This window comes from Pseudomonas sp. AC255, from assembly GCF_979258175.1.
Genome location: NZ_OZ409841.1, coordinates 984057 through 1003861, shown reverse-complemented (window position 1 = coordinate 1003861; position 19805 = coordinate 984057). Strand labels below are relative to the sequence as shown.

At 60.3% G+C, this 19805-nt stretch carries 15 protein-coding genes, 4 tRNA genes and 1 pseudogene; 10 read left to right on the top strand and 10 right to left on the bottom strand.

Annotation, left to right across the window (positions count from 1 at the left end):
- Nucleotides 1–183 precede the first annotated feature (183 nt).
- Both ACZZ0K_RS04705 and ACZZ0K_RS04700 read left to right on the top strand, forming a co-directional pair.
- On the top strand, nucleotides 184–2631 hold the full coding sequence (locus ACZZ0K_RS04705; RefSeq protein ID WP_150637617.1) for an acyl-CoA dehydrogenase: 2448 nt from the start codon (nucleotides 184–186) through the stop codon (nucleotides 2629–2631).
- A 73-nt stretch (nucleotides 2632–2704) separates the two neighbouring features.
- Nucleotides 2705–3112, top strand: a complete 408-nt coding sequence (locus ACZZ0K_RS04700) for a PA2817 family protein (protein WP_007967565.1) — start codon at nucleotides 2705–2707, stop codon at nucleotides 3110–3112.
- Between the two features lie 633 nt (nucleotides 3113–3745).
- On the opposite strand, the gene ACZZ0K_RS04695 is transcribed toward ACZZ0K_RS04700, so the two are convergent.
- Nucleotides 3746–4744, bottom strand: a complete 999-nt coding sequence (locus ACZZ0K_RS04695; RefSeq protein WP_024013940.1) for a LysR family transcriptional regulator — start codon at nucleotides 4742–4744, stop codon at nucleotides 3746–3748.
- Nucleotides 4745–4833: 89 nt separating this feature from the next.
- Between ACZZ0K_RS04695 and ACZZ0K_RS04690 the strand changes: the two genes are divergently transcribed.
- From ACZZ0K_RS04690 to ACZZ0K_RS04675, 4 genes are all read left to right on the top strand, one after another.
- Nucleotides 4834–5460: an alanyl-tRNA editing protein gene (locus ACZZ0K_RS04690; protein ID WP_056788187.1), complete on the top strand. Its 627-nt coding sequence runs from the start codon at nucleotides 4834–4836 to the stop codon at nucleotides 5458–5460.
- 90 nt (nucleotides 5461–5550) lie between these two features.
- Nucleotides 5551–6321 (top strand): 2OG-Fe(II) oxygenase, encoded by a 771-nt coding sequence (locus tag ACZZ0K_RS04685; protein WP_095181606.1) that lies wholly within the window; start codon nucleotides 5551–5553, stop codon nucleotides 6319–6321.
- Nucleotide 6322: 1 nt separating this feature from the next.
- Nucleotides 6323–6961 (top strand): LysE family translocator, encoded by a 639-nt coding sequence (locus tag ACZZ0K_RS04680; protein WP_217851814.1) that lies wholly within the window; start codon nucleotides 6323–6325, stop codon nucleotides 6959–6961.
- Nucleotides 6962–7149: 188 nt separating this feature from the next.
- On the top strand, nucleotides 7150–8889 hold the full coding sequence (locus tag ACZZ0K_RS04675; protein WP_258707072.1) for a dipeptidase: 1740 nt from the start codon (nucleotides 7150–7152) through the stop codon (nucleotides 8887–8889).
- A 136-nt stretch (nucleotides 8890–9025) separates the two neighbouring features.
- Here the strand turns inward: ACZZ0K_RS04675 and ACZZ0K_RS04670 are convergent.
- From ACZZ0K_RS04670 to ACZZ0K_RS04655, 4 genes are all read right to left on the bottom strand, one after another.
- Nucleotides 9026–9101 (bottom strand) — tRNA-Gly (locus tag ACZZ0K_RS04670).
- 3 nt (nucleotides 9102–9104) lie between these two features.
- Nucleotides 9105–9180 (bottom strand) — tRNA-Glu (locus ACZZ0K_RS04665).
- Nucleotides 9181–9284: 104 nt separating this feature from the next.
- Nucleotides 9285–9360, bottom strand: a tRNA-Gly gene (locus ACZZ0K_RS04660).
- Nucleotides 9361–9362: 2 nt separating this feature from the next.
- A tRNA-Glu gene (locus ACZZ0K_RS04655) sits at nucleotides 9363–9438 on the bottom strand.
- A 384-nt stretch (nucleotides 9439–9822) separates the two neighbouring features.
- On the opposite strand from ACZZ0K_RS04655, the gene ACZZ0K_RS04650 reads away from it, so the two are divergent.
- A complete protein-coding gene (locus tag ACZZ0K_RS04650) occupies nucleotides 9823–10581 on the top strand; it encodes a hypothetical protein (RefSeq protein WP_039764159.1) in 759 nt (252 codons plus the stop codon).
- Nucleotides 10582–10835: 254 nt separating this feature from the next.
- Here the strand turns inward: ACZZ0K_RS04650 and ACZZ0K_RS04645 are convergent, their stop codons facing one another.
- From ACZZ0K_RS04645 to ACZZ0K_RS04630, 4 genes and pseudogenes are all read right to left on the bottom strand, one after another.
- Nucleotides 10836–11699: a methyl-accepting chemotaxis protein gene (locus ACZZ0K_RS04645; protein ID WP_412071898.1), complete on the bottom strand. Its 864-nt coding sequence runs from the start codon at nucleotides 11697–11699 to the stop codon at nucleotides 10836–10838.
- Nucleotides 11697–11921, bottom strand: a pseudogene (locus ACZZ0K_RS04640) (HAMP domain-containing protein); the annotation flags it as partial. The gene ACZZ0K_RS04645 and the pseudogene ACZZ0K_RS04640, both read right to left, overlap by 3 nt.
- A gap of 990 nt (nucleotides 11922–12911) precedes the next feature.
- Nucleotides 12912–14312: an aminotransferase-like domain-containing protein gene (locus ACZZ0K_RS04635; protein WP_076563828.1), complete on the bottom strand. Its 1401-nt coding sequence runs from the start codon at nucleotides 14310–14312 to the stop codon at nucleotides 12912–12914.
- Between the two features lie 191 nt (nucleotides 14313–14503).
- Nucleotides 14504–15265, bottom strand: coding sequence for an SDR family oxidoreductase (locus ACZZ0K_RS04630; RefSeq protein ID WP_258707073.1), 762 nt, complete (start codon nucleotides 15263–15265; stop codon nucleotides 14504–14506).
- A 235-nt stretch (nucleotides 15266–15500) separates the two neighbouring features.
- On the opposite strand from ACZZ0K_RS04630, the gene ACZZ0K_RS04625 reads away from it, so the two are divergent.
- Nucleotides 15501–16505 carry an NADP-dependent oxidoreductase gene (locus ACZZ0K_RS04625; protein ID WP_041479470.1) on the top strand — a complete coding sequence of 335 codons (1005 nt, stop codon included), beginning with the start codon at nucleotides 15501–15503 and terminating at the stop codon, nucleotides 16503–16505.
- Nucleotides 16506–16631: 126 nt separating this feature from the next.
- Here the strand turns inward: ACZZ0K_RS04625 and pyrF are convergent, their stop codons facing one another.
- Complete coding sequence (gene pyrF / locus ACZZ0K_RS04620) at nucleotides 16632–17330, bottom strand: orotidine-5'-phosphate decarboxylase (RefSeq protein ID WP_122746841.1); 699 nt, start codon at nucleotides 17328–17330, stop codon at nucleotides 16632–16634.
- Nucleotides 17331–17592: 262 nt separating this feature from the next.
- Here pyrF and ACZZ0K_RS04615 point away from each other — a divergent pair, with 262 nt between their 5' ends.
- Together ACZZ0K_RS04615 and ACZZ0K_RS04610 are read left to right on the top strand one after the other, a co-directional pair.
- The gene (locus tag ACZZ0K_RS04615; RefSeq protein WP_095181601.1) at nucleotides 17593–18342 is read left to right on the top strand and encodes a response regulator; all 750 of its coding nucleotides are present in this window, start codon (nucleotides 17593–17595) and stop codon (nucleotides 18340–18342) included.
- Nucleotides 18342–19424, top strand: a complete 1083-nt coding sequence (locus ACZZ0K_RS04610; protein ID WP_258707074.1) for an ATP-binding protein — start codon at nucleotides 18342–18344, stop codon at nucleotides 19422–19424. The genes ACZZ0K_RS04615 and ACZZ0K_RS04610 overlap by 1 nt, the downstream gene beginning before the upstream one ends.
- Nucleotides 19425–19805: the final 381 nt, after the last annotated feature.

The following is a 19805-nucleotide window of genomic DNA, read 5'->3' as shown; positions in this document are numbered from 1 at the left end:
CGGCCAAACCTGAAAGCAAAGCTGCGCAGCAACGAACGATTTCCCACACGTGTTGCCCACCGAACCTACGAAAACCATCCGGGGTTTCTCACGATTTCAATCACCATGCTCTGACCACCCATATTTGCAGATGCCGTCTAAGCTCTGGAGGGTCGATTTGCCTTGGTTCACGGAGGACTGAATATGCTGTTGTTGTGGATACTGGTTTTGATCGTCGGCGTGGCGTATCTCGCCCATCGACGCATCGCCCCGCTGCCCGCGTTGGGCATCGTTGCGGCCTATCTGGTCGCCATGGGGATTTTCAGTCACGCGCCGGGCTGGCTGCTGTTTGTCTTCTGGGTCCTGTTGGCGGTGGTCGCCGCGCCATTGTTGCTGCCTGACCTGCGCCGCAAGCACTTCACCGCGCCGCTGTTCAACTGGTTCCAGAAAACCCTGCCGCCCATGTCACAGACCGAACGCGACGCGATCGATGCCGGCACCGTATGGTGGGACGGCGAGCTGTTCAGCGGCCGTCCGGACTGGGACAAACTGCTGTCCTATCCAAAAGTGCAACTGAGCGAAGAAGAACAAGCCTTCATCGACGGCCCGACCGAAGAACTCTGCGCAATGGTCAGCGACTGGCAGATCGGCCAGTCCATGGACCTGCCGCCCGAGGCCTGGACGCACATCAAGGAACATGGCTTTTTCGCCCTGATCATTCCCAAGGAATACGGCGGCAAAGGCTTCTCGGCCTACGCTCACTCACAAGTGGCAATGAAACTGGCGACACGCAGCGGCGACCTCGCCTCCACCGTGATGGTGCCCAACTCCCTCGGCCCTGCCGAACTATTGCTGCATTACGGCACCGACGAACAACGTAATCACTACCTGCCGCGCCTGGCCCGTGGCGACGATATTCCGTGCTTCGCATTGACCGGTCCGCTGGCCGGTTCCGACGCCGGCGCGATGCCCGACACCGGGATCATCTGCAAAGGCCAGTGGGAAGGACAGGAAGTCATCGGCCTGCGCCTGAACTGGGAAAAGCGCTACATCACCCTCGGCCCGGTCGCTACCCTGCTTGGCCTGGCATTCAAGGCTTATGACCCGGATCACCTGCTCGGTGAGGAAGAGGACCTCGGCATCAGTCTGGCGCTGATCCCGACCGATACCGCAGGAGTGGAAATCGGTCGTCGGCACCTGCCGCTGGGCGCCGCGTTCATGAACGGCCCGAACTCCGGCAAGGACGTGTTCATTCCGCTGGACTACCTCATCGGTGGTCAGGAAATGCTCGGCAAGGGCTGGATGATGCTGATGAACTGCCTGTCCGTCGGGCGTTCAATCTCGCTGCCAGCCGTCGGCACCGGCGCGGCCAAGTTCACCAGTCTGGTCACCGGCCAATACGCGCAGATTCGCGAGCAATTCAATGTACCGCTGTCCGCTTTCGAGGGCATTCAGGAAGCCATGGCGCGCATCGGCGGTAACGCGTGGATGATGGACGCCGCCCGCATGCTCACCGCCAACGCGGTGGACCTGGGTGAAAAACCATCGGTGCTGTCGGCGATCCTCAAATACCACCTCACCGAACGCGGCCGCGAATGCATCAGCCACGCCATGGATGTGCACGGCGGCAAAGCAATCATCATGGGGCCGAACAACTATCTCGGCCGCAGCTGGAACGGCGCGCCAATCTTCATCACCGTCGAAGGCGCGAACATCCTGTCGCGCAACCTGATGATCTTCGGTCAGGGCGCGATCCGTTGCCATCCGTTCGTACTCAAGGAAATGGCCTTGGCCGGTCGCCAGGATAAAGACCAGGCACTCAAGGAATTCGACGGTCTGTTGCTCAAGCACATCGGCTTCGCCGTCAGCAATGCGGCCAGCACACTGGTGCTAAACCTCGGCCTTGGTCACTTTGAACATGCGCCGGGCGACAGGATCAGCCAAGGCTACTTCCGCGCGCTGAACCGTCAGGCCGCCGCATTCGCGATGCTCGCCGACTTCAGCATGATGCTCCTGGGCGGCGAACTGAAACGCCGCGAACGCCTGTCGGCGCGCCTCGGCGACGTGCTGAGCAACCTGTATCTGGCCTCTGCGGCGCTCAAGCGTTATCACGACCTGGATTCGCCGGCGTACATGGAACCGCTGTTCCGCTGGGCCATGGAAGAAAGCCTCGGCCAGTCGGAGCGTGCGCTGGATGAACTGCTGAGCAACTTCCCGAACAAAGTCTTCGGCTGCCTGCTGCGGGTCATCGTCTTCCCGTTCGGGCGCCGTCACAAAGGCCCATCGGACAAACTCGGCGCCGAAGTCGCTGCGGTCATCGGTCGCGCCAAAGGCGATCCGGCCCTGGAAGAACTGCTCGCCGGCTGCTACCGCCCGCAATCGGCGGACGATGCCGTGGGCGCGCTGCAACACGCCAGCGACCTGCTCAATGCCGCGCAACCGCTCCACAAGAAACTGCACACCGCACTGAAGAGCGGCCAGGTCAAACCGGCAGCCGGCGAACACGCCATCGATGCCGCGCTGGAAGCCGGCGTGCTGCAAGCCGTCGAAGCGCAAAGCCTGCGCGACGCCGAAGCGGCCCGCCGCAAGGTGATCGACGTCGACGATTTCGCCAAAGAAGAACTGACCCAGGCAGAGGGCAAAGTCCGCTGAACCCGGTTTATGTGAAAAAACGGCGCGAGGGCTTTATACTCCCGCGCCCGTTTTGCTCTTGAGGACTTATCTCGTGTCCAACGTCGTTGCCGATCATCTCGTGTTGCTCGACCACCTGCGCAGTATCCTGGTCGCCGTAGGTGAGGCCGAACAAGTGCCCGAAGAAAGCCATGCCCTGTTCCTCGAGCGCTTCGACGAACTGCTGGCCTCCCTGCCTATCGACCCTATCGAAAGCCAATACCTGGGCCAGGACATCCTCACCCAAGTCATCACCCGCTACCCGCAAATCGCCCACCTGATACCGCGCGACCTGCTGTGGTTCTTCGCCGGCGACTGCCTGCACTACCTCTCCGACGAAGAAATCGACCTCTACCAGGCCCTCGAAGAACGCCGCTACGAAGCCGAACAGAACGACGAACCGTTTGACTGGAACCAGGAAAAACAACTGCTGGCCATGTCGGCGCAGGACAGCAAGCACTGATTTTTCAAACGATAATGAAAGGCCCGCACTGGTGGTTCCATGCGGGCCTTTTTTTCAAGATCAAAAGCCCCTCACCCTAGCCCTCTCCCGGAGGGAGAGGGGACTGACCGCGCTGTTTGGATGAGGTACGTCGACCTGAATTACCGAGTCGAATGCAGATTATGAACAACCCACAAACCGGCCCCCTCTCCCTCGGGAGAGGGCTGGGGTGAGGGAAAAATTCACCACAAAAACAGCCAGACACCACCCGCCCCTCACCACTCAAAACAATGAGCGCAAGCTCGAGTACCGCTTTTGATCTTGATTCACAGGCGACGTCGGAAGGCTGAGCGGAGGGATTGATCCGGGCGTGGGAGCGCAGCGACCGTACGACGCAGTCGTACACAGCGAGTGTAGGTGCAGCGAAGCAAACCGTAGCCGCTGCGCCCGGATCGATCCCGCAGCGAAGGAACCCGAGCCTGCGAGGGCCGAACGTAGGAGCTAGCGTTTTTTGCTTACTTTTTTAGGCGCTTGTAAAAAAGTAAGTCGCCGTAAGGGCGAAACCCTAAGCAGCCGTTACCGCAGAAACGGATATTCACTCAAACCACCAGAGCATGGTCGGCCCAAAGGCCGCCAAGCCCCCCACAAAGAACCTCAAAGCAACCCCTCACTCTCCGGCAGCTCATACGCCACAGCCGCATTGCTCCCACCGGCAGATTTCCCGGGCCTACCCAACGTCGGCTCCTTCTGCAAACACTCCACCAGATAATCAATGAACACCCGCAACTTCGGCGGCAGATACCGCGTCGGCGAATGCAGCAACCACAACCCGCCATGATAGGAAGCAAGAAACGTCCAGTCCGGCAACACCTGCACAATCAACTTCTGCTCCAAGGCGTAACGCGCCGTGAAATACGGCAGACTGCCAATGCCGATGTGCTGCAACACCGCCCCCAACCGCACGCCCGTGTGATTGGCGGCATAACGCCCACGCACGCCGACCGTGACAGCTTTACTGCCCTTCTTGAACTTCCAGCGCGCATCGCTCGGCGTTTCGCCCAGATAAATACAACTGTGATTGAGCAAATCGTGAGGATGCGTCGGCGTGCCGTGTTCGGCCAGGTATTGCGGCGTGGCGCAAAGCAAATGATCGATGGTCAGCAACTGCCGCCCGACCAGACCGGCCGGTGGACGATCAGTGATGCGAATTGCCAGATCGACATGATCATCGATCAGATCGACCTGACGATCTTCCAGCAGCAACTCCACATCAACCTTGGGATAGCGGCGCAGAAACTCCGGCATGTGCGGATGAATCACAAAGCGCCCCACCGCTTTCGGCACGCTGACCCGCACCAAGCCTTCAGCTTCGTGGGTGAACTGACCGCTTATTTCCATCACCGACCTGGCCGCGCTGACCATTTCCTGGCAACGCTTGAACACCTCCTCACCGCCATCGCTCAAGCGCAGTTTGCGCGTGGTGCGTTGCAGCAAGCGCGTGGCCAACGCCTTTTCCAAGCGGGAAATACTGCGACTGACCGCCGAGGGAGAGGAACCCATCTGCCGCGCCGCTTCAGAGAAGCTGCCGGTCTCGACAACCTTGACGAAAATCGCCATTTCACCCAGCAGCGGCAGCGGAAGATTGATGCTCACGACGCACAAGTCCTTTGATGTTCGAACGGATTATCACGTTATTGCACGATTCATATAATAAAAACAGAACTTCGATCAGGGCATGGAATATGACGCTTCGCCTGTTTTTTCACAGTGACGACCTCAAGGCGAATGTCGAAGTCCTCGACTGCACACCCCACGAGAACGAATTCGCCGTAGTGCTGCGCGCCACCCTGTTTCACCCCCAGGGCGGCGGTCAGCCTTGCGATACCGGCTGGATCGGTGAAAGCCGGGTGTCGCGCGTGGTGCAGGAACCGGAGCGCATTGTGCATTTCGTCGACCGCCCGCTGCCGCTGGGCATGACCGTCATCCGTATCGATGAAGAGCGCCGCCGCTTCAATACGCGCATGCACTCGGCCGGGCACCTGATCGGTCATTTCATTCAGGCCATGGGCTGGATGCCGATCAAGGCGCACCACTGGCCGGACGAAGGCCGGGTGCAATTCAAGCCGGGCGATAGCGCTGAAGAAATCGATGCGCCAACCGTGCAAACCGGTATCGAGCAGTGGATCGAACATGATCTGCCGCGCCTGACCTCGCTGCGCGAAGGCGCGCGGGAAATCAGTTTCGGTGAGCTGCCAGCCTATGGCTGCGGTGGCACCCACGTACGCAGCCTGAAGGATCTAGGCACAGTCACGATCGCGTCCCTTTCGCAGAAGAAGGGCACGCTATCCGTCCACTACAGCGTGGATTGAGCATTTCGGACATTGCCATCGCGCAGCGTCCGACGCCGGGGAACCGCACTCGCCGGTTCCGTTGACTATCGATAGATGGACCTAAAAAAAATGATGCTAGACGTCGAGCGTCTCGATGAGACGTGCATAAAAAAACTGGCCAACGAAGAAGTCCTCGCCATCCGCGTCAAACGCTTTCTGCCCGAGCCGCTGGCGATCGAAATTGGCGACAAGATCCTCGCCCCGGGCTTTGAGGGCTACATCAACGCACCGAGCATCGGCCGCATCGGCATGGCCTTCTACGAGGCGGAAAACCAGCCGCTGCTGATCGAGGATTACTTCGAACGCGCAACCCGCAACATCGACGAACTGCGCCAGCGCTGCGCGCCCTACTCTTCGCCGATCGACACCCTGCGCTGCATGCTCGACGAATCCTGGCCCGCTGGCGCACATCTGGAAAACCTCTACGGGCGCAAGATGTATGTCGGCTTGTCGCGGGTGGTCAAACCCGGCGTGTGCTTTCTTGCTCATCACGACATCTTCGCCAAGGACGCCCCGGACAGTTTTCAGGCGCGCAGTCTCGAGGCGCAATTTGCCTGCAACGTCTACCTGAACATGCCCGCCGAGGGTGGCGCCTTGCAGATGTGGAATGACCACATCACCCCCGATCAATTCGACGAAATGCGCGGCGACAGTTATGGCATCGAGCCGTCGCTGCTGGGGCCGCCCGCCCTCGAGGTACGACCGCAGCCCGGCGATTTCATCATGTTCAATTCGCGGCGCATGCACTCGGTAACTCCGGGCGTCGCGGATCCGCGCTTGAGCCTGTCGTTCTTTGTCGGCTATCGCGGCAATGCTTCCCCTCTGACTTTCTGGAGCTGACATGCTTTCCAATTACCTGGGCGAGTTTCTCGCATTGGCCACCATCCACTTTCTCGCCGTGGTTGCGCCCGGTCCGGACTTCGCCGTGACCATCCGCCAAAGCGTGCGCTTCGGTCGCCTCGTCGGCATCTGCACTGCGCTGGGCATCGGCGCGGGGATTTCCGTGCACGTGCTGTATACCCTGCTCGGCGTCGGCGCCTTGATGCACACCACGCCGTGGCTGCTGACTGCGGCCAAAGTGGTCGGTGGGGCCTACATCCTCTATCTGGGCGTCAGCCTGATCCGCAGCAAACCGAAGAGCAGCGTCGAAGGTGAAAAAACCGCCGATGAGCCGCTGGTTGAACAGTCACTGTTCAAGGCATTCAGCACCGGTTTTCTGACCAATGCGACCAACCCCAAGGCCACGCTGTTCTTCCTGGCGATCTTCACCACGATCATCAGCGCCAGCACACCGCTGCAGATCCAGGCGTTCTATGGATTGTGGATGTGCTTCGTCAACGCTCTGTGGTTCGTCATCGTCGCGCTGTTTTTCTCCAGCAATAAAGTGCGCCTGCTGTTCATGCGCCTTGGACACTGGTTCGAGCGCAGCATGGGCGTCATCCTGATTCTGTTTGCCGGACGCCTGATGCTGTCGATGTAACTCACACAAAAAAAGTCCCGGCATCAGCTGCCGGGACTTTTTCATTTGTGCGCCTCTTTTGCATTTCTGTGCGACAGATCAAGTTTGCGACTCCCTTTCCCAGCGCTCGCAGTGTTAGGTTTACAAAATGTTTCTGTCACAAGCGACAGAAATACTTTCCCAATCCTTTGCAAAGGAATGCCTGTTCCATGGTCTTTTCCCTGAAAAAACTGGCCGCCGCCACTCTGGTCATGGCCAGCCTCGCCACGTTTACCAGCGCCGCACAAGCCAACATCACTGCCGAGCAAAGCGCAGCGATCCTGAAATCCTTCGACGGCAAGAACCTGACGGACTTCCGCAGCTTCCTTGGCAGCCTGGCGAAAAGCGACCTGGCCAAGACGGATAATCTCAACCCGTCCATCAGCGCCTTCCTCGACAACAAGACCCTGAACGCCGAACAGCAGAATGAAATTCACCGTCTGCTGGGCATTTATACCCGCGTGAAATATGGCAAGGCCGCGCTGGAAACCCTGCGCCAACTCGTCGAGATCCCGACCTTCCGCAAGGACGGCGTGGAGCAACACGACAACCCGGAATTCATCAAGATTGCCGGCGAGATCCAGAAACTCGCCGAATCCTTCGGTTTGAAATTCCGCAACATCGATAACCGTGTCTACGAAATCTCTCTGGATGGCAAAGGCGACGAAGTCGTTGGCATTCATGCCCACGCCGATGTGGTGCCGGTGACGCCGGAAAACTGGGTGCTGAAAGATGGCACCAAACTCGACCCGTTCAAAGTCACGCTGATTGGCGATCGCATGTACGGTCGTGGCACAGAGGATGACAAGAATGCGATCGTCGTGGCGCTGTACGCCATGAAAGTGATCAAGGACGAGAAACTGCCACTGGCGCGTAACTTCAAGCTGTTGGTCGACACTACCGAAGAAACCAGCGGCGACGCCATTCCCTATTACTTCGAGCGCAACCCGACGCCGAACTACAACATGGCGCTGGACGGCGGTTATCCGGTAGTGATCGCCGAAAAAGGTTACGGCACCGTCATGGCCAACTTTGCCAAACGCAAAGGCGAAGGCAACGGCGCGGAAATCATTTCGATGACCGGCGGCAAGGCGACCAACCAGATTCCGTCCGCGTCGGTGGCCACGCTGGTAACCGACAAGCCTGCCGAGCTCGCCGCCAGTCTGCAAAAAGCCGGCGACGCCTACGCCAAAGCCAACGGCGGCGACTTCGAAGTCGCGGCGAAGGTTGATGGCAAAGACGTCAAACTGACCGTGACGGGGGTTTCTGCGCACTCCTCCGAACCAGAGTCCGGCGTCAACCCGGTCGCGCGGATGCTGAGCTTCATCAACAGCCTGGACGGCAAAGTCGCGCTCAAGCACAACCAGTTCACCGATGCCGCACGTTATGCCGATGACAACTGGGGCCTGGATTATCTGGGCAAAAAACTTGGCGTGGGCTTCTCCGACTCATTCATGGGGCCGCTGACCACCTCGCTGACCTACGTCGGTGAGGATGACAAAACCTTCAAACTGGCGGTGAATCTGCGCGTACCGAAGGGCAAGTCTCCGGAAAAGCTCAAGACTGAGATCGCCGAGAAACTGGATGCCTGGAGCAAGAAGACTCATGTTGCCGTGGCGTTCGATTACTCGGTGGCTGAACCGATGTATCGCAACCCCGAGGGTGAGTGGGTCAAGGCGCTGCTTGCCGTAGCCAGCGAAAACCTCGGCATGAAGTCGGAATTCGGTACTTCCGCTGGCGCGACTTCGGTTCACGAATTGCCGAACGGTGTGCAATTCGGCCTGGCGCGACCTGAGGCCAAGTACACCGGCCACACCGATGGCGAATTCAAGACCGTCGATCAGTTCCTGCTGGATCTGCAGATCGTCACGGAAATGATGGGGCGTGTCGGGCAATTGCCGAAGCTGTAAAGCCCTGCCTGAGCCAAGTCACCGATGACCGAGCTCAAAATAAAAAAGGACCTGTGAAAAGGTCCTTTTTTATTGCCGCCACAAAACGCGCACAAACAAAAACGCCGATCATCACTGATCGGCGTTTTTGTGAAATTGGAGCGGGAAACGAGACTCGAACTCGCGACCCCGACCTTGGCAAGGTCGTGCTCTACCAACTGAGCTATTCCCGCAAATGGCGTCCCCTAGGGGACTCGAACCCCTGTTACCGCCGTGAAAGGGCGGTGTCCTAGGCCACTAGACGAAGGGGACACGCTACCCGGAACACATGGTGTGTGTTTCGGTGTCCAGATCCGCATCCGAAGACTTGGTTCTGGTTTCACTCAGCACCGCCCGAAAGCACTGCTGTTTAAAATTGGAGCGGGAAACGAGACTCGAACTCGCGACCCCGACCTTGGCAAGGTCGTGCTCTACCAACTGAGCTATTCCCGCATTGGCGTCCCCTAGGGGACTCGAACCCCTGTTACCGCCGTGAAAGGGCGGTGTCCTAGGCCACTAGACGAAGGGGACACACTACAACATTCACTCCCTGCCGCGTTTCGCTGTGTGCTTTACGCTGCAAGTGGCGCGCATTCTATGGATGGATTGAGGGGTCGTCAACCCCCTGATATAAATTTATTTAAATCAATGACTTCGACCCGGATTACGGGCCGCGTAAGGCTTTTCCGTCGTCCGAAACCTGACGCCTATATTCCGCCACTCGCCAAGACGTTATAGTCCACCGCACAGTGATGGCAATCTGCACATCAAGCGCCAGCATTCATCTATACCGCTGGCTGCCGATACAGATTGCAGCAGCCGATCAAACCCGTCGAGCGGCGCTAGGCGCCTAAATGTCCAGCCACTACACTCGCATGCGAACCCTATAAAGAGGTCTTACCGGTGACACCACTCATGATCACCCTGCTAGTCGTAGCCGGGATCGCAATTCTGATCGCCATTGGCTACATGAACCATGTGGTGGAAAACAACAAACTGGAGAAGGCCCGCACCAAAGTCGAACTCAACGACCGCCTGCGCCGCTGCGGCGAACTGACCGAAACCTTCCCCGGCCAGTTCATGACCCCGGCGCTCAAGCTGCTGCTGACCCGCCTGGAACTCAACGTCTGCCAGCGCCTGCTCAATCTGGAAAAGACCAGCGCAACCACCAAGGCCCGCATTACCGAACTGAGCGCCCTCGTTGCCCAAGGCGAATCGATCCCGGTGAACAACCCGCCCGCGCCGATCCTCACCGAAGCCAAAGCCAAAGACGTGCGCTTCCTCCTCGAAGCCCTGCACGGCCAGATCACCCGCGCCGCCCACGACGGCTTCCTGCCACCGAACGAAGCCAAACAATGGATCCGCGAAGTGCGCCACATCCTCGTGCTGCTGCACATCGAATTCTTCAACAACCTCGGCCAACAGTCCCTGCAACAAAACCAACCCGGCCAGGCCCGCCTCGCCTTCGAACGCGGCGTGCAATATCTGCGCAAACAGCAGGACCCGCAGATGTACGCGGAGCAACTGCAATACCTGGAAAAACTCCTCGCCCGAGCGAACGCCCAGGTCATGGACAAGATTGCCCCGGTGGAAGGTGAAGAAAACCAACTGACCGCCGGTTTGAAGGATGTCGAAGCCGATGCGGACTGGAAGAAAAAAGTGATTTACGACTGAGGCGGGAATGCTGGAAGAGAAGCCACCGTTATTGGTGGCTTTTTTGTGGGCGACTTGAAAGAGAATGTGAATTGAAGGCCGCTTTCGCGAGCAGGCTCGCTCCCACATTGGGAAGCAGTGTTCTCAGGTAAAAATCGGTCGGGTGTCAGGCCGCCGTCGCTGGCAAGCCAGCTCCCACAGAACAGCAAAAGCAAGACTGGGCCATCCCCACGCGGCGAAGCCGAGAGCCTGGCCGGCCCGAGGGCCGCCAAGGCTCAAAGCCGAAAATGCCCAACCATCGAGCGCAACTCGCCACCCAACTGCGCCAGCTCAACACTCGAAGCCGCATTCCCGCGCATGGCCACGGAAGAGTGATCCGCACTCGCACGAATCTGCGTAACACTGCGATTGATCTCCTCCGCCACCGAACTCTGCTCCTCCGCCGCCGCCGCGATCTGCTGATTCATCTGCTGAATCAACGACACCGCCGCGGCAATACTCCCCAGCGCACTCTCGGTCTGCAACGCATCACTGACCGCCAGCTTCACCAACTCGCCACTGCTGCGAATCTGCTGCACCGAAGACTGCGCCGCCGCGCGCAGGGCACTGACCAAGCGCTCGATCTCCTCGGTCGACTGCTGCGTGCGCCGTGCCAGCGCACGAACCTCATCGGCCACCACCGCGAATCCCCTGCCCTGCTCGCCGGCCCGCGCCGCTTCGATCGCCGCGTTCAGCGCCAACAGATTGGTCTGCTCGGCCACGCTCTTGATCACCTCCAGCACCGTGCCTATGTTCTGAATTTCGGCGCTGAGGCTCTCGATGCTGGAGCTGGCCGAGGTCGCCGAATCCGCCAACTGCTCGATCCGCGCCATGCTTTGGCGCACCACCTGCTGGCCGCTCTCGACCTTGTCATCCGCCGTCTGCGCCGCCAGCGCCGCCTCTTCGGCATTGCGCGCGACGTCATGTACCGTGGCGGTCATCTGGTTCATGGCGGTGGCGACCTGCTCGGTTTCCTCCTTCTGGCTGTTGACCTCCAGATTGGTCTGCTCGGTCACTGCCGACAGCGATTGCGCGGAACCGGCCAAGCGCTCGATGCCGGTCTGCAAGCCGCTGACAATCGTGCCGAGACCGGCAGCCATCTGCTGCATGGCCAACATCAATTGCCCCATTTCATCGCGGCGCGTCACCTCGACCTTCGCCGTCAGATCACCCGCAGCAATCTGCTGCGCCACGCGAATCACACTGCGCAGCGGCGCCACGATCAGGCGCGTGATCACCCACGCGGCGAGCAATCCGACCAACAAGGCCAGCGCCGAAGAGCCAATGATCAACACAGTGTTCTTTTTCAGCTCCGCCTGCATCGAAGCATCTTCGGCGACGTAGGCCTGATTGACCCGGTCCACCACCTGCGCCGCGCGCTGATGCAGTTGGTCATAAACCGTTTTTTCTTGCGCCAGCAAACCGGTGTATTCAGCCAGTTTCTCGTTGAATCCGGCGATATGCCCCGACACTTCGTTGAGCACCGTCAGATAGCCCTCGTCCTTGACCGTGGTTTTCAGCGCCTCGGCCTGCTCCTGCGCTTGCGCGGCCTGCTCGATGTTGCCCTGACCGGCATTTTCGGTATCGCCCTTGCGGCTTTGATCCAGCCGCACGCGCGCCTCGTTCATCGCTTGCAGCATCAGTCGCGAGACCTGACTGACCTGATTCGCCTGTTCGATGAACTGGGCGCCGTCCTTGCCCTCGGTGTCTTTCAACGTGTAGGCGCCATCATCGGCCAGGCCGCTCTGCAACACGTCGAGGTTATTGGCCACGCTGGACACCGACCAACTGGCCATCTCCAGCGCGAGGTCCTTGGCCTGGCTCAGCGAGACGAATTCATCGAAGGCCTTGCGATACGCGCCCAGCGCTTGCTCGACATCGCTCATCACCGGCACATTGGCCGGGGAATGTGCCTTGAGCTCGCCGGCAAGAACGATCAGCCCATCGACGCCTTCGCGCAAGGCATCGGCGGTTTTCGGATTGCCGCGCAGGGCGTATTCCTGCTCGAGCAGGCGCACCTTGAGCAGGCCGCTGTTGAGCGCGGACATCTGCTTCAAGCCGTCGAAACGCAGACTGATGGTTTGCAGCGACCAGACGCCGATCGCCGCCACCAACGCAGTCAGCAACAAGACCAGCACAAATCCGATACCCAGTTTTTTCGCCATACCGAGGTTGGCAAAACGTCCTTGCACGGCCGAAATCATTGCGCGTAGTCCCCTGCCAAAGTCTGTTGCCGAAGATTCGCAACGGGCTCGAACCAGCACAAGACTCTGGCGTCGGAATAATGGCAAAAAGCTACGCCCGCGTCGTTTTCAGAATGCTGGAGGTCGATCCGCGCAAGTATTGCGAAAAAACTGCCGGGCCCGTGGGTCGCAGGCACAGGCCACATTGATGCGCTGCCAGTCACCGCACTCACCGCTGGGACTGAAGGCGTCCGCTGCTGACAACTCCAGCCCGCAGTGCTGGGCCTGCCTGCGCACCGACGCCTGGTCGCGCAAGCGTGCCCGCGCCCAGATAAACAGCCCGCCAACCGGCTTGCCGAACACTTCCCACTCGGCGTCTTCCAGTGCCTGCAAGGCCGCCGCGCGATCGGCATTCAAGCGCTGACGCTGGCGCTGCACCAGTTTGCGATAGGCGCCGGTCGCCATCAGTCTGGCCAATACCGCCTCGGCCAGCCTCGAACAGCCCAGGCCGCTGATCATCTTGACCTCCGCCAGGCGCTTCAGCAGTTCGCTGTCCGCCAGGACAAAACCGACCCGCAACGAGCTGCTCAGTGTCTTGGAGAAGCTGCCGACATAAATGACCCGGCCGCCATGGTCCAGCGCCGCCAACCGCGTACCGTTGCCGGTGTGCAGATCAGCGTAGACGTCATCTTCGATCACGCGCAGGTCGTAGGTCTTGCTCAACTGCACGATACGCTGGGCCACCGCAGGCGTCAGGCAACTGCCGGTGGGATTGTGGTGATGACTGCCGATGAACAGGGCGCCGGGACGAAACTGACGCAGCACCGACTCGAGCATATCGATGTCCGGCCCGCTCGGCGTACGACGAACTTCGAGCATCTGTACGCCGTGCAGACGCAACAGGTCAAACAACGGTGCATAACCGGGCGTTTCCACCACCACGCAATCGCCAGCCTTGAACAGGGTGCGCACGATCAGATCCAGCGCATGACTGGCACCGCTGGTGCTCATCAGCCGGGTATTGCAGGCGTCGATATTCAGCAGTTTCAGACGCTTGGCAATTTGCTCGCGCAACGCTGGCAGGCCCAGTGGCGAGCTGTAGTTGAACAGGCTGGCCATGTCGGTGCGTGCCACCTCGCGCAGCGCGTAGCTGAGGTCGTCGGGCTCACGCCAACTCGGCGGCAAGCCTCCTTGCCCCAAAATCAAGCGACTCGTTGCGGCGTCCACCTCATCACGCCATGCGGGGCGGCCCTCGCACGCTGCCCATTCCGAGTCCGCTTCGCGCAATGCCGGCGAGGCCGCGACGATGAATCCCGCGCCCTGGCGCGTGGTCAATACGCCTTGCGAGACCAGGCGCTCGCAGGCTTCGACAACGCACGACTGGCTGAGCAGATTCCCCCGGGCGATTTGCCGTACGGAGGGTAACCGGGTGGCCGGCGGGATGCCGCTTTGCACAATCCAGTCAGTCATTCCGTCGACGATCTGCTGCACGACCGGCACCATTGCCTGTCGGTCAATTCTCAGTTCCATGAGCTCGCAAACTCCTGTCAGTTTTGCTGGCAGCAGTAAATCACAGCCGCACCGCCGAGGCTGTGCGACAACACCGCCAAATGCGCCAGTTCTAACGGTTTGATACACATTGTTTAACGGTATTCACAGGGACCGACCACGAGGTACAAAAAAACCCGCACGCAGGCGGGTTCTTTGTATTTCGGCAACTTTCAGAACGCTGTCACGCCGCCGTCCACCGCCAATGAGTGCCCAGTGGTGAACGCTGCGCCATCGCTGCACAGATACAGCACCGCGCTGGCGATTTCCTCGACCTTGCCAATGCGCCCGACCGGGTGCATGGCATTGGCGAATTCGCCTTTCTTCGGGTCAGCTTCGTAGGCGCGGCGGAACATGTCTGTGTCGATTACCGCCGGGCACACTGCGTTGACGCGGATTTTCTTCTTCGCGTATTCGATCGCCGCCGATTTGGTCAGGCCGATCACCGCATGTTTCGACGCCGCGTAGATGCTCATCTTCGGCGCCGCACCCAGCCCGGCCACCGACGCCGTGTTGACAATCGCGCCACCGCCCTGCGCCAACAACAGCGGCAACTGATACTTCATGCACAGCCAGACGCCTTTGACGTTGACGCCCATGATCGCGTCGAATTCGTCCAGCGAACCATCGGCGAGTTTGCCTTTCTCGATTTCGATCCCGGCGTTGTTGAAGGCATAGTCGAGACGACCGTAGGTATTGATCACCTCATCCATCAGATTTTTCACATCGCTTTCCAATGTCACGTCGCAGCGCGCGAAGGACGCTTCGCCACCGGCTGTACGAATCAGCGCCACCGTGCCTTCGCCGCCGGCCGCGTCGAGGTCAGCCACCACCACTTTCAGGCCTTCGGCGGCAAACGCCAGGGCTGTCGCGCGGCCGATGCCGTGGGCCGCCCCCGTGATTACAACCACTTGACCGGAAAACGTCATGCTCATGGGTATGTCCTCGAACGCAAAAACTGGAAGATGTTGGCGTCGCAGCATAGCCAAGGGCAGCGAAAGCGCGTCAGCACTATGCAATCGCTGTTTAAAGGCCCATGCGCCGCAGTGATAAAACCCGTCCCGTAACCATCACTGCACTGGATCGACTCGCATTCGCCGTATCAGCCAACCTTGCGACATCGGCGTTGAAGAGCTATCAACAAGGCTTCATTCCATTCGAGTGCCTGTCATGACCAACCAGACCAATCGCCAGTTCCTGCTCGCCAAACGCCCGGTGGGCGCCGCGACCCGCGAGACTTTCACTTATCAGGAAGTTCCGGTCGGCGAGCCACAGGCGGGACAGATCCTGGTGAAAAACGAATACCTGTCCCTCGACCCGGCCATGCGTGGCTGGATGAACGAAGGTAAGTCCTACATTCCACCGGTCGGTCTCGGTGAGGTCATGCGCGCACTGGGCGTGGGAAAAGTCATCGCTTCGAACAATCCTGGCTTCGCCGTCGGCGATTACGTCAACGGCGCTCTGGGTGTGCAGGATTATTTCCTTGGCGAGCCGCGCGGCTTCTATAAGGTCGACCCGAAACTCGCGCCGTTGCCCCGCTATCTGTCGGCGCTGGGCATGACCGGCATGACCGCCTACTTCGCCTTGCTCGACGTAGGCGCACCGAAAGCCGGTGACACCGTGGTGCTGTCCGGCGCCGCAGGTGCGGTGGGTAGCGTGGCCGGGCAGATCGCCAAAATCAAAGGCTGCCGCGTCGTCGGCATTGCCGGCGGGGCCGACAAGTGCAAATTCCTCATCGACGAATTGGGCTTTGACGGCGCCATTGATTACAAGGCCGAAGACGTCGTGGCCGGTCTGAAGCGCGAATGCCCGAAGGGCGTGGACGTGTATTTCGATAACGTCGGCGGCGACATTCTCGACGCGGTGCTGAGCCGCTTGAACATGAAGGCGCGAGTGGTGATCTGCGGCGCCATCAGCCAGTACAACAATAAAGAAGCGGTCAAAGGTCCGGCCAATTACCTGTCACTGCTGGTCAATCGCGCGCGCATGGAAGGTTTTGTGGTGATGGACTACGCCGCGCAGTTCGCCAGCGCCGCGCAGGAGATGGCCGGCTGGATGGCCAACGGGCAGCTCAAGAGCAAGGAAGATGTGGTTGATGGGCTGGAGACGTTCCCCGAGACGCTGATGAAACTGTTCAACGGCGAGAACTTTGGCAAGTTGGTTCTGAAGGTTTAAGGCCAGCCTGAAACCAATGTGGGAGCGAGCCTGCTCGCGAAAGCGGTGGATCAGTCAGTAATGATGCCGACTGACACTCCCTCTTCGCGAGCAGGCTCGCTCCCACAGTTGGATCTTCAATAAGCTTTAGGCAATTTCGGCTACGACTGCGGCCAACGCCTGCGCCGGATCTGTCGCCTGGCTGATCGGACGGCCGATTACCAGGTAATCGGAACCGGCATCCAGCGCCTGACGCGGGGTCAGAATGCGCCGTTGATCATCCTGCGCGCTGCCCGCCGGGCGAATCCCCGGCGTCACCAGTTGCAGCGACGGGTGCGCGGTTTTCAGCGCCGACGCTTCCAGCGCCGAACACACCAGACCGTCCATCCCGGCCTTCTCGGCCAGTGCCGCCAGACGCAGCACTTGTTCCTGCGGCTCGATATCCAGACCGATACCGGCCAGATCCTCGCGCTCCATGCTGGTCAGCACGGTCACACCAATCAACAACGGTTGCGGACCACTGCGCTTGTCCAGCTCTTCACGGCAGGCGGCCATCATGCGCAGACCGCCCGAGCAGTGCACGTTGACCATCCACACACCCATCTCGGCAGCGGCTTTCACAGCCATCGCAGTGGTGTTGGGGATGTCGTGGAATTTGAGATCCAGAAACACTTCAAAACCCTTGTCACGCAGGGTGCCGACGATTTCCGCCGCGCAACTGGTGAACAGTTCCTTGCCCACTTTGACCCGGCACAGTTTCGGGTCCAACTGGTCGGCCAGCTTCAGTGCGGCGTCACGGGTGGGGAAATCCAGGGCGACGATGATAGGAGTCTGGCAGGCGGACATGGATGGGCTCTCAGGCTGGTCGAAAACGGCGCGCATTGTAGCGGAACCGGCGGCGGCGCGGCACCCGATGATCGGTAAATCGTCGCGCTGGCGGTTATCAGCTTAGCCGGCGCGGCTATTGTGTCGACTCCGATACACAACCGACACGCCCGCAACAAGCATTCGGGTTAGCCTCGCCCGGCGCAACACGTCCTTACAACAGCACTTCCCGCCCCCCGGCCGGACGCCTATGCTGAAACCACCCCTGGTAGTGAACAGCCCCATGCCCAACGCCCCGACAACCGTGACGGATGAAAGCAAAGACGACAAGCGCTGGAGCATCCGCGCGCTGATCGTCGACGATGACGTGCCGATCCGCGAGCTGATGATCGATTACCTCGCCCGTTTCAACATTCACGCCAGCGGCGTCACCGACGGCGCGGCGATGCGCCAGGCGCTGCAGGGCGAACATTTCGACGTCATCGTCCTCGACCTGATGCTGCCCGGCGAAGACGGCCTGTCGCTGTGTCGCTGGCTGCGCGCCGAATCGGACATCCCGATCCTGATGCTCACCGCCCGCTGCGAACCCACCGACCGCATCATCGGCCTGGAACTGGGCGCCGACGATTACATGGCCAAACCGTTCGAACCACGCGAACTGGTCGCCCGCATCCAGACCATCCTGCGCCGCGTGCGCGACGACCGCACTGACCAGCGCGCCAACATTCGCTTCGACAACTGGCGCCTCAACAGCGTCCTGCGCCAAGTGGTCGCCGACAACGGCCTGGTAGTGCCCTTGTCCAATGCCGAATTCCGCCTGCTCTGGGTCTTCATCGAACGCCCGCGCCGCGTGCTCAGCCGCGAACAACTGCTTGACGCCGCTCGCGGTCGCTCGATCGAAGCCTTCGACCGCAGCATCGACCTGCTGGTCTCGCGCCTGCGGCAAAAACTCGGCGACGACCCGAAAGCCCCGCAACTGATCAAGACCGTGCGCGGCGAGGGTTACCTGTTCGACGCGCGGGACATCGGCTGATGAAGGCGCGCTTCGACACCCTGTTCGGTCGCCTGTTCGGGGTGCTGTTCGCGGCGATTGTCCTGGCGCACCTGCTGGCCTTCGCCTGGTTCAGGCTCTACGGCCCTCCTCCGCCCCCACCACCGCCCGAGTTCTCAGCGAACATCGACGGCCAACCGCCCATGCACGACGCCGCTTATCCACCGAGGCAAGCGCGCCCCTGGTTCGGTGGCCCGGTGGTGCCGCTGACCTTTCAATTCATCACGCTGATGATCGCCGCCTGGTACGGTGCCAAACTGCTCACCCGGCCGATCCAGCGCCTGAGCGACGCCGCCGAGCGCCTGAGCGAAGACCTCGACAGCGCCCCCCTCGACGAATCCGGCCCGCGCGAAGCCCGGCAAGCGGCGCACACCTTCAACCTCATGCAACGGCGCATCCGCGAACAGGTCCAGCAACGCGCGCGCATGCTCGGCGCCGTCTCCCACGACCTGCGCACGCCACTGTCACGCCTGAAACTGCGTCTGGAAAACATCAGCGACGACAAACTGCAAAGCCAGATGCGCCAGGATCTCGACGACATGATCGGCATGCTCGACGCCACCCTCACCTATCTGCACGAACAACGCACCAGCGAAGCCTTGCAGTTGCTGGACGTGCAGGCGCTGGTCGAATCGCTGTGCGAAAACGCCCAGGACCAGGGCGCCGATGTACAGGTCAGCGGCCACTGCGCGCCTTTGCCAGTGCAACCGATGGCGCTGCGTTCGTGCATCAACAACCTGCTGGACAACGCCCTGCGTTACGCCGGACAGGCACGGATTGAACTGCTGGAACAGCGCGAAGAACTGCTGATTCGGGTGATTGATCACGGACCGGGGATTGCTGAAGACCAGCGGGAAGCGGTTTTTGAGCCGTTTTACCGACTGGAAGGCTCGCGCAACCGCAACTCCGGCGGCGTAGGGCTGGGCATGACCATCGCCCGCGAAGCCGCGCAGCGGTTGGGTGGGCAATTGACGCTGGAAGACACACCGGGCGGCGGGTTGACCGCAATTGTTCGGTTGCCGCGGTGCTCGCTCCCACATTGGAGTGGTGTTCATCCGGGATAATGGGTTGGCTGTGAGGGCGCTATCGCTGGCAAGCCAGCTCCCACAGGGGATCGAGTGATCTCAGAGGGCGATGGGTTGGCAGTGAGGACGTCATCGCGAGCAGGCTCACTCCTACACTTGGACTGGGTACAACCTCAAGAAACAGGTCGGCTGTCAGGCCGCCTTCGCGAGCAGGCTCGCTCCCACAAAATCAAAATCAAAATCAAAAGCAAAGCAGCGCAGCTGCCCGCGGCGAAGCCGCCCCACTCAACAATGAGCGCAAGCTCGAGTACTGCTTTTGATCTTGATCCACCGGCGACGTCGGAAGGCTGAGCGGAGGGATTGATCCGGGCGTGGGAGCGCAGCGACCGTACGACGCAGTCGTACACAGCGAGTGTAGGT